This window comes from Elioraea rosea (assembly GCF_007644105.1).
GTDB classification, from domain to species: Bacteria; Pseudomonadota; Alphaproteobacteria; order Acetobacterales; family Acetobacteraceae; genus Elioraea_A; species Elioraea_A rosea.
On the sequence record NZ_VFAC01000004.1, the window covers coordinates 16007 to 27322 of the forward strand.

Below are 11316 nucleotides of genomic sequence, written 5' to 3' on the forward strand. Positions count from 1 at the left end.
ATCTACGCTTCGGCGTTGATATCGTTGCGGTACGGAACCGGACTTGGGCGATCGCCGCACGCGCGTGCAATTCCGACCTGAGAAGTCCGGTATCAGGTCGGGACCGCCCCGCCGTGGCGTGGCCGGGGCGGGTCGGCGACAGGCGCGGGCGGCCGCGCCTTGGCTCCTGCCGGCGGCGCGCGCTCAGGCGGGGCGGCGGCGACGGCTTGCGTCTCGTTCCGAACAGGCTCCGGCGCGGCAGGCTCGATCCGCACGGGCGAGGGGGGCGCTGCCCCATCCTGTCGTGGTTCGGCGTCCCCGGCCGCCTCCGGCGTGGGCCTGTCCCTGACGAGGCCGAGGATCCTGTCGGCAAGCGCCTCGACATCGGGTCCGGAGGCGAGATCGGCCATGTAGCCCGGCGCGCCGCCGGGGGTGTTCCAGTCCCACGCATAGTCCGCCGGGCCGATGAAGTCGCGGATCGAGGGGTCTAGGCTCCAGGCCCGACGCAGCGCGGCATTGCGCAATGCGGCAGGGACGCCCTTCCTGAGGAAGACCGTCACGTCGCTCTCCACCGTCAGCTCCTCGATCGGCGGCAGGGAGGCGAGGTCGATCTCCGGATCTGGCTCGGCGGGAGGCGCCGGCCCGGGCTTGGGCGCGGACGCGGAGGCGCACTCAGGCGCAACAGGCTCCGGCTGAGCCTCGGGCCTCGCCGCGTCGTCGACGGGCACGCCCTCGCGCGCGGCCTGCTTGCGCCTCGACCAGCGGGAGAGGAACCCCTCTCCTCCACGGCTCTCGTCCTCAGCCATCGCGGCCAACCCTGCGCCGGATGCCGAGGCTTTCGGGGTCGGCCCGATCGCGCTTGCGCTTGTGGAATCCGCGCTCGACATGGTGGGCGGCGACGAAATCCTCGAGCGCCTCGCGGATCTGCCCGGGCATGGGCACGGTCTCGATCACGTCCTCCCCGGCGGTGATCATCGCCTCCGCTTCGCCCGGGTCGGCCAAGACGGCGACGAGCGACATGCCCGGCGCAGCCTCGCAGCGCCGCAGCACCACCCACAGCACGGGCGCGCCCGTCTCGAGGTTGGCCTTGTAGTTGGGGGTCTCGGAGGAGAAGAAGCTCACCGTCGCGCGGCCGGCGATGAAGGCGGTGAGCGCTGCCGTCTCGCGCAGTACCGTCCAGGGCGCGGCCGTCGTCTCGCCCGGAAGCACGGCGACGGGGCACCAGACATGGTCCTGCCAGGGCGAGGTCGCCGGCCGGCGTTCGACCACGACCGAGACGGGGTGGTGCTCCTCTGCGAGCATGGCGGTCCCTCCCCTCAGGCCGCCTTCGCCTGCCGGAGCGGCAGGCCGGCGAGCAGGTTCTGCGGCTTCATACGCACGGTCTTGCCCGCGCTCATGGCGAGCGAGAGATAGACCGGGCGGCCGGCCACGCGCGGCAGCATCTCTGCCGGGTTCTCGAACTCGAGCCGGAACAGGGCCAGCACGCGGCCGAGATCCTCGGGCTCCACCTTCTCGCCGTTCCAGAGCCGCGTGGCGATCGCCGTCGCCTCGGCATCGAGCCCGACATACCAGGCCCAGGCCTCGTCATGGATCGTCTGAAGCGGCTGGACCGAGACGCCTATGCCGAGAAGATGCCTGACCCAGGCCTCGATGACGCGGGCAAGCGCATCCTGCCCCTCCCGGCCGAAGGTGAGGTCGAGCACCGTGTCGAACCGGTCGCTCCTCTCCCAGTAGGCTTGGGTGTTCTCGGGCGAGAGCACGTCGAGCTCGACGGAGCGGAGCCCCGCGCCCGTCTCGGCGATCATCTGGCCGAGCACGCCGAGGCCCCCGTGGCCCGCGCGCGCGCCGCCCGCGGCGGCCTCGACCGTCTCCTCATCGGCGAGAAGCAGGTTGCCGCCCTCGGTGCTCACGCGCTGGGGGCGGAAGAACAGCTCTGCGGCGCGGACGCGGAGCGGGTCCTCCGCCGCATCGAGGATGTTGCGCAGGATGAGCTGGGCGAGCTGGGCGATGAAGAGAGGCGGCGTGCCGCGCACGTCGCCGCGGAACAGGGCGGTATAGGCGGCCTCGAGCGTCGGGTGGGCGAGCAGGTGGTCGCGGAAGGCGAGCCAGGCCTGCCAGTTCTCCCGGGCATCTTCATCCGCCAGCGCGGAGACCTCGATCCCGGCAACGCCCCGTCGCGGATTGGCCAGCAGGCTCGCATGCAGCGCGCGCTCGGCGTCGCAGGCCTCCCCGGGTGGGACGAGCTCCGGCCGGGCGAGCCAGGCAGAGAGAAGCGCGTCGGAGATGGCGAGGCCGCCCGCCTCGTCGCGCTCGACCAGGTGATGGCCGCAGGAGAGCCAGAAATCAGGCCTCACGCCGCCCCCCGCTTCATCAGCGAGACGAGATCGACCTGCTCCGCCGCCTCCTCGGCCTCGTCGGTGCGGACAAGGCCGATCACCGGCAGGGCCTGGGTGTCGCCCCTTGGCCTCAGGCTGCGGAAACGCTCGCGCACGCCGTCGGCTTCGACGCTGCGGGTCAGCGCGATCACGGTTCCGGGCTCATGGCCTGCCGCGAGCTCCTCTGCGAACCCCATCTCCTCCTCGGCGGCAGCGCGGGCGGCGGCGTCATCCGGCGCGCCGAGATGCGCGCGGATATGGGCCGCGAGCGTCGCGAGCGCCGCCTCGCGCTCCTCCTCGCCCGCCACGCCGACCGTGACGAGCGTCGAGAAGCCGAAGCTCGGCAGGCCGAGGAAGCCCGCGCGGAAGGCCTGGCGGGCGCGGCCGGCGAGTGCGGCAGGATCATCGTCCCAGAACATGAAGCCGCCGACGACGGCGATCTCGCCAGGCTCGGCCGCACAGTCGAACACCACCGTGTCGGAGACATCGAGGCGGATGGTCCGAAGCGCGCGAGTCATAGGCGGGCGAGCCAGGACGGCGTGGCGGCAAGCGCCTCCGCGAGGGATAGCCGCTCCTCATGCCCGGCCTCGTCGCGCAGGATCAGGTCGCCCGAGGGGTCGATGCCGCGGCGGACGCCTGCAGGCTCGTCGAGGCGCGAAAGATAGGCCTCCGCCACCGGGGCGAGCCCCTCGTCCTGCCAGGTGTAGAGCCCCGCCATCAGGTGCCGGGCGAAGCGCTCGGCGAGGCGGGCGCCGTCGGCGTCCTCGAAGCCCTGCTGCTCCAGCGAGGTGCGGTCAGGGTGAAGGCCGGGCTCGACATCGGCGGGCTCGCCGAGGCGGAGGGCGGCGTGCAGCACGAGCCAGGCGGGCGCCTGGAGGTCGCCCACCACGGGCGCATTGGCCATCCGCATGCCGCCGAGCAGCGCGCCGTCGATCCGCACCGTGCCGGGCCAGGCGAAGCCGATCGGGTGCTCGGGCGGTGCGGCGACGGCGAGCGCATCGGCGAGCGCGGCCATGCCCGCGAGGAAGGCAACCCGGGTGCGGGCGAGCGGCATCGCCGGCTCGAGGATCACCGCGCAGTCGAACAGGAGCGACCCGCGCGAGAGAACCAGCGTTCCGGCCCCCTCCTCCGCCGCGATGGCGCAGGCATGGCCAAAGGCATCGCCCCCCTCGCGGAGGATGACGCCGCGGAAGAGCGGCGGCAGGTCAAGGCGTCGGTCGAGGTCGGCGGCGCGCATGAGCCGGGTCCGATGTGTCCTGGCGGTCGTCGTCGTCCCGACATATATGGCCACCAGGCCGGGAGTAACAGGCGGGCCTCTGGAGCGAGGGATACGGGGCATGGCGGGCGAGCCTGGGCGGCGCGTGTTCGTGTGCAGCTGCGAGGACACCATGCCGCTCGACGAGGCCGGCATCGCCCGGGCCTGCGCGCGCGCCATCCCCGGCGCACGCGTGGAAGCCGCCCGCCAGCTCTGCCGCGCCGAGATCGAGCGCTTCGCCGCCGCCCTCGGCCAGGGCGACGTCCTGGTCGCCTGCACCCAGGAGGCGCCGCTTTTCGCGGAACGGGCGGAGGATGCCGGGCACACGGGCCGGCTCGATGCCGTGAACATCCGCGAGCAGGCAGGTTGGAGCGCGGAGGCGAAGGCAGCGACCCCGAAGATCGCAGCCCTTCTCGCCGCCGCCGCCGTGCCCATGCCGGAGGTGCCCATCGTCCCCTTTACGAGCGAAGGGGTGACGCTCGTCTACGGCCGCGACGAGACGGCAATCGAGGCGGCGCGGCAGCTCGAGGCACGGCTGAACCTCACGGTGCTGCTGACGAAGCCGAGGGACGTGCCGCCGCCGAGCCGCACCGAGTTCCCTGTGCTCAAGGGAACCATCCGCGCGGCCAAGGGCCATCTCGGCGCCTTCGAGCTCACGGTGGACGACTATGCCGCCCCCGCCCCGTCCTCGCGCGCCGCGCTTGCCTTCGGGCCGGGGCGCGACGGGGCGAAGAGCCGCTGCGACGTGATCCTCGACCTCTCCGGCGGCACGCCGCTCTTTCCCGCGCACCACAAGCGCCCCGGCTACCTGCGCGCGGACCCGGGCGACCCGGCCGCCGTGCAGCGCGCCCTCCTCAAGGCGTCGGAGCTCGTCGGCCAGTTCGACAAGCCGCGCTTCATCACCTTCACCGAGGGGCTCTGCGCGCATTCGCGCAACCGCCGCACGGGCTGCACGCGCTGCCTCGACCTCTGCCCCGTCGGCGCCATCACGCCTGCGGGCGACCATGTGGCGATCGACACGAACATCTGCGCCGGTTGCGGCTCCTGCCACGCCGTGTGCCCCACCGGTGCCGCCACCTACGCACTGCCGCCGCCCGATGCGCTCCTGCGCAGGCTGCGCGCGCTCCTGCTCACCTATGCCGAGGCAGGCGGCAGGCGGCCGGTGCTCCTGGTGCATGAGGGCGAGCACGGCACGACGCTGATCGAGGCGCTCGCCCGATACGGCGAGGGGCTGCCGGCGCGCGTTCTGCCCTTCCAGCTCAACGAGGTGACCGCGCTCGGGCTCGAGACGGTCGCCGCCGCCTTCTCCTATGGCGCGGCCGAGCTTCAGGTGCTGATGACCGCACGCCCGCGCGAGGATACCGAGGCCCTCGACCGCACGCTGACGCTCGCCGACACGGTTCTGCGTGGTCTCGGCTTCGGCGAAGGCCGCCTCGGCGTGATCGCTGCCGACGACCCCGGCGCGCTCGGCCGGGCCCTCGCCGCCCTGCCGAAGCGCGACGGCGTCGCCTCGCCGCGCAGCTTCCTCGCGATGGGCGACAAGCGCGGCGTGACGCAGACAAGCCTACGCGAGCTCGGCAAGGCCGCGCCCGTTCCGGCGATGCTGATCCCGCTTCCCGAGAAGGCGCCCTTCGGCAACCTCGTCATCGATGCCGCCGGCTGCACGCTCTGCCTCGCCTGCGTCGGCACCTGCCCCACGGGCGCGCTGCGCGACAACCCCGACCGGCCGATGCTCACCTTCACCGAGGATGCCTGCGTGCAATGCGGGCTCTGCGCCGCGACCTGCCCGGAGAAGGTGATCACGCTCGAGCCGAGGCTCAACCTTGCCCCCTCCGCCTCGGAGCCGCGCCTTGTGAAGGAGGAGGAGCCGTTCTGCTGCATCCGCTGCGGCACGGCATTCGGGACGAAGAGCACGATCGAGCGCGTGGCAGCGAAGCTTTCCGCCTCGCACTGGATGTACAAGGGCTCCGCGCCGAACCTCGACCTCATCCGCATGTGCGCGGACTGCCGCGCCATCACCGTGACGGAGGGCAACCGACTCGACCCCTATGCGGCAGCGGAACGACCCCGGATCGTCACGACCGACGACTACCTCGCTGCCCGCGAGGAAGGCGCGCCCGACGATCCGAAGAAGCTGAATTGAGCATGGCGCTCGTCATCAGCGAAGGCGGGCTCGACCACCCCGATGTCGTGGCACTTCTCCATACGCACTTCACCCGTGCCCACGCGGTGACGCCGAAAGGCTCGGCGCATGCGCTCGACCTCTCGGGACTCAAGGCGCCCGCCATCACCTTCTGGTCGGCCTGGGATGGGACTGCGCTGCTCGGTGTCGGCGCACTGAAGGCAATCTCGCCGGACCACGGCGAGGTGAAGTCGATGCACACGGCGGAAGCCGCCCGGCGCCGCGGCGTCGGCGCGGCGATGCTGCGGCACATCATCGGGGCGGCACGAGCGCGGGGCATGGCGCGGCTCAGCCTCGAGACCGGATCGTTCGACTACTTCGCCCCCGCCCGCGCCCTCTACGCCGCGCACGGCTTCATCGAGTGCGAGCCTTTCGAAGGCTACCGGCCCGACCCGAACAGCACGTTCATGACGCTCTCGTTGCGCTGAAACCTTGACGGGTCGGTTCGCCGCAGTGGCAGCGTCACGCAGAAACGAAAACCCGCCCTGTCGTCGCGACAGGGCGGGCCCATGAAGCCGTAGCCTGAGGGCTGGTCAGCGCCGGCGGCGAACCACGAAGCCGAAGCCGACGAGTGCCGTGCCAAACAAGGCCAGCGCGCCAGGTGTTGGGATCGGCGTTCCGTTGCTGAAGCTGTAGGTGATGTCGTTGATCCCGCCGTTGAACCCGTCCGGCCCGAACAGCACGGCGAAGCCGGTGCTCGACGTGGCGTTGACGTTCACCACGAGGCCCGTCGTGCCCGACACCGCGGCGCCAGGGTCGGAGGCGACGACGCTGCTGTCGGTCAGGTCGATCACGCTCCAGGCGATGGTGCGGTTCGTGTCCGGCCAGCCGCCGAGGAAGAAGCTCTCGAGCGTGACGGTGTTGCCGGCCGCGACGTTGAGGTTGAGCTGGCAGTCCGTGCCCGTGCTGCAATACGCGGCATCGCGGCCCGAATAGGAGCCGACCCAGTTCAGCAGCCGCTTGTCTGCGTCGTTCAGCGGATCCCAGTTCAGCGTCACCGGGCCGGAACTGCCGAAGCCGGGCAGGGCGATCTGGATCACGTTGGCGTTCGTGACGAAGCCCATGTCCTCGACCTTGACGACGACGGGCGCCGCAGAGGCGATGCCGCTTGCGAGAACACCGGCAAGGACGGCTGGAGCCAAGATTCGGCGAAGCATATTCGCTCTCCCCTGCGCAACGTCACGCGCTCGCTGACGCGCCACGCAACACTACGCCCGGGACAAGCAAACACCATGCCGAGACGTAAGGCTCTGATGTTCGATGACTTTCGAACGCCCATGAGAGGCCGTGTAAAGTCTCCCGACAAACAGCCGCACGCAACGGCGGCAGACACCCAGCTCTGACTCAACCGGTGCGTCAGCGTCGCGTCTCGGCCTCGAGGAAATCCAGCAGCGCGTCGAGGTCCTCGCGGTTGCCCACCGTCTGCTCCGGCATCCGCGTCCCTGGCGTGTAGGCGGCCGGGCCCTGCGTGAACAGCTGCGCCACCGTCTCGCGCGTCCAGACGATGTCCATCCCCTTCAGCGGCTCGGAGTAGCGGTAGTCCGGCACCGTCGCGATGCGGCGCCCGAACAGGCCGGCAAGCGTCGGGCCGGCGCGGTTGGCGCTGTCGCCCGAAAGCGTGTGGCAGGCAGCGCAGGCGCGGAACACGCGTGCGCCCGGGTGGTCGGACGCGGCGAGCCTGTCCTCCGCCTCCGGCGCAACCGCGCCGAGATGCGCGCCCGTCTCTGCGTTCCAACGGCGGACGCGCCGATCCGTCCCGCCCGTATAGAGCGTTCCATCGGGAGCGAAGGCGGCCGCCCAGACAGGCAGGCCGGGGCCCGACAGCGTGCGCGCGAGCCTTCCCTCGGGAAGCGACCACAACGCGACCGAGCCGCGGATGCCGCCCGCCGCGAGAAGCGTGCCATCCGCGTTCGCCGCGAGCGCGATCACGGGGCTCGAGCCGCCGGCAAGCTGCATCACCGCGCCGCCGCCGAGCGGCACCAGGCGCACGACACCGTCCGCCCCCGCAACCGCCACGCGGCCCGTCAGCACGGCGAGCGTGTTCTGCGGCCGGCCGAACTCGGCAAGGATGCGCGGCTGCGCGCCGTCAAGCGGCCAGAGACGCAGCGTGCCGTCATAGCCCGCGGAGACGATGGCCGAGCCATCGGCGAGCACGCCCACGGCGTTGACCGCGTTCTCGGCGTGGCCCTCGAACACGCGCGGCGGCGAACCGTCGATTGGCCAGAGCCGCACCGTGCGGTCCCACGCCGCGGAGACAAGGAAGCGCCCGCGCGGGTCGGCGGCGAGCGAGGCGATCTTCGCCTCGTGGCCCTCGAACACGCGCTCGGGCCGCGCCGCACCTGGCCGCCACAGGGCGATGCGCCCTTCCTCGCCCGCGGTCGCGAAGCGCCCATCGGGGAGGAAGGCGACGGCGTTCACCGCGCCGTCATGCGCCCGAAGCACGGCGAGCGCAGCCGCACGCTCGGGCGACCAGAGGATGGCGGACTGGTCGAAGCTCCCCGACAGGACCTGCGCGCCGTCGGGCGACACCGCGACCGCCTTCACCGGCCCGCCATGGCCGCGAAGTTCCGCCACAGCCGGCGAGGCGAGAACGAGTGCGGCGAGCAGGACGAGAAACCTCATCGCGCGAACCCGAGCTCTCGCAGCATCGCCCCCGTTCCCTCCTCCGCCAGAAGCGCCTCGAAGCGCTGCACCGCCTCGCGCCCGCGCCGCGCATGGGGCACGGCGAAATCGTAATGCTCCTCGGCAAGCGGAAGGAAGCCGAGGCCGTAGGCGCGCGCCACCGTCTCGATCGCCACGCCCCAGTCGACCCTGCCCTGCGCCACGGCCGCGGCGACCGCGTTGTGGCTCTTCGGCTGGTTCAGCACGCCTGCGGGCCGGGCGCCCGCGAGAAGCCGCTCGATCAGGATGCGCGTGCCAGAGCCCTGGTTGCGGCTGATCATCACGCAGGCAGGATCGGCCAGCGCCGCGGTGACCGCATCCGGGATGTCGCGTCCCTCGAAGCGCGCATCGCCCTGTCGGAACACGATGCCCTGCATGCGCCGCCAGCCCGGGATCAGCCCCACGCCTGGCGGAAGTAGCGGTGCGTTGTAGGTACCGCTCACCTCGTCGAGCAGGTGCATGGGCGCAAGGTCGCACTCTCCGCGGCGCGCTGCGGCGAGCCCGCCGAGCGAGCCGATGGCGAGAAGCTTCGCCGTGGTGCCGCGTTCGGCGAGAAGCCCGACTACGCGGTCGAGCCCGACGCAATGGCTGCCCATCACCACGAGATCGGCCGGCCGCATGCGCGCGCCGATCAGCGTGACGGAAACAGGCGTTCCGGCGTCGATCCCATCCGCAAGCGCATCGATCGCGACGAACCCGTCAGCCATCGAGAAGGCGGTGACGGAGCCGGAGCCCTTCGCGAGAGGATAGGCGGCGAGGCCCGCCTCGTCCTCGACAAGCGACACCATAGCGTACTCCGTGCGGCCGATCTCGGACGGCGTGCGCACGGCGAGCCGCGCCTCGACGGTTTCCGCCGCGTACTCCGGGAGCCCCGCCATCGCACGGACCAGCGGCGCGACAAAGGCGTGAAACGTGAACACTGCGCTTGTCGGGAAGCCGGGAAGCACCGCGACCGGCGTGTCGCCGACGAAGCCGAGGCAGAGCGGCTTGCCGGGCTTCAGCGCGACGCCGTGCACGACGACGCGGCCGAGCGAGGAGAGGACCCGGTGCGATACGTCTCCCGCGCCCTTCGAGGTGCCGCCCGAGAGCACGACGAGATCGGTCTCGTCGGCCGCGCGCGCGATGGCCGCGGCGAGCATCCCCTCGTCGTCGGGGATGATGCCGAACGGCACCGCCTCGCCCCCTACCTCGGCGACGGAGGCGGCAACGATCGCGCCGTTGCTGTCGAACACGCCGGCCGGGCGCTGCGGCGAACCGGGCGGGACCAGCTCGTCGCCCGTCGACAGCACCGCGACGCGCGGGCGGCGCAGCACCGGAACCTCGGCCAGCCCGATCGCTGCGAGCATGCCGATGGAGCGCGACGACAGCACCGTGCCGCGGCGAAGCAGCGTCTCGCCGCGCGCGATGTCGCTCCCCGCGCCGGCGATCGCGGCACCGGGCGCGACGGCGCGGCGGATGAGCACGACCGGCCCCGCCTCGCCCTCCTCCGTCTCGGTGTGCTCGACCATCACCACCGTGTCGGCGCCGCGCGGCACCATTCCGCCCGTGGCAATCACCGTCGCGGTGCCAGGCTCGACGGCGAGGGCCGGCGCGTGCCCGCAGGCGAGAACCTCCGGGTTGAGGCGAAGCCTGACAGGCGCCTCCTCGCTCGCGCCAAGCGTGTCGGCCGCGCGAAGCGCGAACCCGTCCACCCCGCTCCGGTCGAAGCCCGGAACATCGACGCCGGAGACGACATCCTCGGCGAGCACGCGTCCCAAGGCGGCGCCGAGAGGGCTGGTCTCGGCGCCGAGCGGCCGTGGGGTGAAGGCTGCGGCGAAGCGGGCGCGCGCCTCGGGCTCCGCCACCACCTCGAGGAACTGTTCCTGCCGTGCCGCGGCGCGGACTACCGCCATCGCGTCGAAGGGCGGCATGGGTTCAGGCAACCAGGAACGGGGGGAAGAGATGCACGGTCACTCCGACACCGTCGGGGTGCCCCTCGCTCTCCGGCGGGATCTCGACCCAGCCGGTAGCGCGCGCGAAAGCAGCGAGCGAAGGCTGGTCGGCGGCGGTGAGCGGAATGGCGCGCCCCTCCTCGAGGCGAACCAGCACGAGATCCGCAAGCCCTGGCTGGGACGGCATCTTCCGCGCCAGCGTCGCCTCGGCACGCTCGCCCGAGGGCGCGAGAAGCGCGCACCAGGCGAGCAGGCATGCGGCCGGGTCATCGGGCAGCATCGCCGCAGGGCGTCGCGCCTCGTCGAACCCGAGAAGCGTCTCCTCGATCGGCCGCGCGGCGAGGCCCGGGAAGGCCGGATCGGCGACCGGCCCGAGCACGACCCTGGACAGCGGCGCGAGCAGGGCGCGCATCGCCGCGGCATCGCCTGCGGCCAGCAGCCGGGTGAGAAGCGGGGGCCGCTCACCGGCCCGGGCCAGGACCTGGCCCGCAGGCAGGTGCGCGCCTGGCTGAACCACCCCCTCACCCGGCGCGGCGGTGGCCGTCACCTCGAACCAGCGGCCGGCATCCGAGGCTGCATCAGGCGGGATGACGGCATCGGCGCCTTCGGGAAGCGCCTCTCCCGCGAGGATGCGCCGCAGGCCGGCGAGCGGCACCGGCCCGTAGGGACTCGCCCCCAGCGTCGCTTCCGCGGGCACGGCCCAGCCTGCGCGGCGGGCGGTCATCACCGCCGGCACGGGGTCGGCGACGCGGAGATCCTCGGCAAGCGGCTCTGCCGTCGAAGCGGGCGCCGACGCCTCTCGCGCCTGCGACGCGACCCACGAGCGCGCCTCGGCGAGCGGGGAGAGTGCTGGCCTGCGGGAGAGAACCGACATGGTCGGGAATGTGGGGCCAGGATGCCCCGGGGAAAACCCCGCCGACGAATCAGGCCCGC

Annotated in this window: 11 protein-coding genes; 2 read left to right on the top strand and 9 right to left on the bottom strand. The window is 72.4% G+C overall.

Annotated elements, in window-relative coordinates; translation table 11 throughout:
- Positions 1–92: 92 nt before the first annotated feature.
- From FIF60_RS04445 to FIF60_RS04465, 5 genes are read right to left on the bottom strand one after another with little or no spacing between them, the layout of a single operon-like run.
- Complete coding sequence (locus FIF60_RS04445) at positions 93–785, bottom strand: DUF3306 domain-containing protein (protein ID WP_144184270.1); 693 nt, start codon at positions 783–785, stop codon at positions 93–95.
- Positions 778–1281 (bottom strand): DUF3305 domain-containing protein, encoded by a 504-nt coding sequence (locus FIF60_RS04450; protein WP_144184272.1) that lies wholly within the window; start codon positions 1279–1281, stop codon positions 778–780. Before FIF60_RS04450 ends, FIF60_RS04445 begins: the two co-directional genes overlap by 8 nt.
- Positions 1282–1295: 14 nt before the next feature.
- Entirely contained in the window at positions 1296–2333 is a 1038-nt protein-coding gene (locus FIF60_RS04455) for a DUF6352 family protein (protein ID WP_144184274.1), read from the bottom strand.
- Entirely contained in the window at positions 2330–2872 is a 543-nt protein-coding gene (locus tag FIF60_RS04460) for a DUF6505 family protein (RefSeq protein ID WP_144184275.1), read from the bottom strand. Before FIF60_RS04460 ends, FIF60_RS04455 begins: the two co-directional genes overlap by 4 nt.
- Positions 2869–3591, bottom strand: coding sequence for a biotin/lipoate--protein ligase family protein (locus FIF60_RS04465; RefSeq protein ID WP_158639059.1), 723 nt, complete (start codon positions 3589–3591; stop codon positions 2869–2871). The genes FIF60_RS04460 and FIF60_RS04465 overlap by 4 nt, the downstream gene beginning before the upstream one ends.
- 100 nt (positions 3592–3691) lie before the next feature.
- Between FIF60_RS04465 and FIF60_RS04470 the strand changes: the two genes are divergently transcribed.
- Complete coding sequence (locus FIF60_RS04470) at positions 3692–5752, top strand: 4Fe-4S dicluster domain-containing protein (protein WP_144184279.1); 2061 nt, start codon at positions 3692–3694, stop codon at positions 5750–5752.
- Between the two features lie 2 nt (positions 5753–5754).
- Positions 5755–6219, top strand: a complete 465-nt coding sequence (locus FIF60_RS04475) for a GNAT family N-acetyltransferase (RefSeq protein ID WP_144184280.1) — start codon at positions 5755–5757, stop codon at positions 6217–6219.
- Between the two features lie 105 nt (positions 6220–6324).
- Here the strand turns inward: FIF60_RS04475 and FIF60_RS04480 are convergent, their stop codons facing one another.
- The 4 genes from FIF60_RS04480 to FIF60_RS04495 form a co-directional block, all read right to left on the bottom strand.
- Complete coding sequence (locus FIF60_RS04480; protein ID WP_144184282.1) at positions 6325–6948, bottom strand: hypothetical protein; 624 nt, start codon at positions 6946–6948, stop codon at positions 6325–6327.
- A 199-nt stretch (positions 6949–7147) separates the two neighbouring features.
- Positions 7148–8413, bottom strand: a complete 1266-nt coding sequence (locus FIF60_RS04485; RefSeq protein ID WP_144184284.1) for a c-type cytochrome — start codon at positions 8411–8413, stop codon at positions 7148–7150.
- Positions 8410–10362, bottom strand: a complete 1953-nt coding sequence (locus tag FIF60_RS04490) for a molybdopterin biosynthesis protein (RefSeq protein ID WP_144184286.1) — start codon at positions 10360–10362, stop codon at positions 8410–8412. Before FIF60_RS04490 ends, FIF60_RS04485 begins: the two co-directional genes overlap by 4 nt.
- A 4-nt stretch (positions 10363–10366) precedes the next feature.
- A complete protein-coding gene (locus FIF60_RS04495; RefSeq protein WP_144184288.1) occupies positions 10367–11257 on the bottom strand; it encodes a molybdopterin-binding domain-containing protein in 891 nt (296 codons plus the stop codon).
- Between the last annotated feature and the right edge of the window lie 59 nt (positions 11258–11316).

Excerpts from the sequence above, each read along its gene's own strand:
- FIF60_RS04445 (WP_144184270.1), bottom strand. The coding sequence starts at position 785 with ATGGCTGAGGACGAGAGCCGTGGAGGAGAGGGGTTCCTCTCCCGCTGG.
- FIF60_RS04450 (WP_144184272.1), bottom strand. The coding sequence starts at position 1,281 with ATGCTCGCAGAGGAGCACCACCCCGTCTCGGTCGTGGTCGAACGCCGG.
- FIF60_RS04460 (WP_144184275.1), bottom strand. The coding sequence starts at position 2,872 with ATGACTCGCGCGCTTCGGACCATCCGCCTCGATGTCTCCGACACGGTG.
- FIF60_RS04465 (WP_158639059.1), bottom strand. The coding sequence starts at position 3,591 with ATGCGCGCCGCCGACCTCGACCGACGCCTTGACCTGCCGCCGCTCTTC.
- FIF60_RS04470 (WP_144184279.1), top strand. The coding sequence starts at position 3,692 with ATGGCGGGCGAGCCTGGGCGGCGCGTGTTCGTGTGCAGCTGCGAGGAC.
- FIF60_RS04475 (WP_144184280.1), top strand. The coding sequence starts at position 5,755 with ATGGCGCTCGTCATCAGCGAAGGCGGGCTCGACCACCCCGATGTCGTG.
- FIF60_RS04480 (WP_144184282.1), bottom strand. The coding sequence starts at position 6,948 with ATGCTTCGCCGAATCTTGGCTCCAGCCGTCCTTGCCGGTGTTCTCGCA.
- FIF60_RS04485 (WP_144184284.1), bottom strand. The coding sequence starts at position 8,413 with ATGAGGTTTCTCGTCCTGCTCGCCGCACTCGTTCTCGCCTCGCCGGCT.
- FIF60_RS04490 (WP_144184286.1), bottom strand. The coding sequence starts at position 10,362 with ATGCCGCCCTTCGACGCGATGGCGGTAGTCCGCGCCGCGGCACGGCAG.
- FIF60_RS04495 (WP_144184288.1), bottom strand. The coding sequence starts at position 11,257 with ATGTCGGTTCTCTCCCGCAGGCCAGCACTCTCCCCGCTCGCCGAGGCG.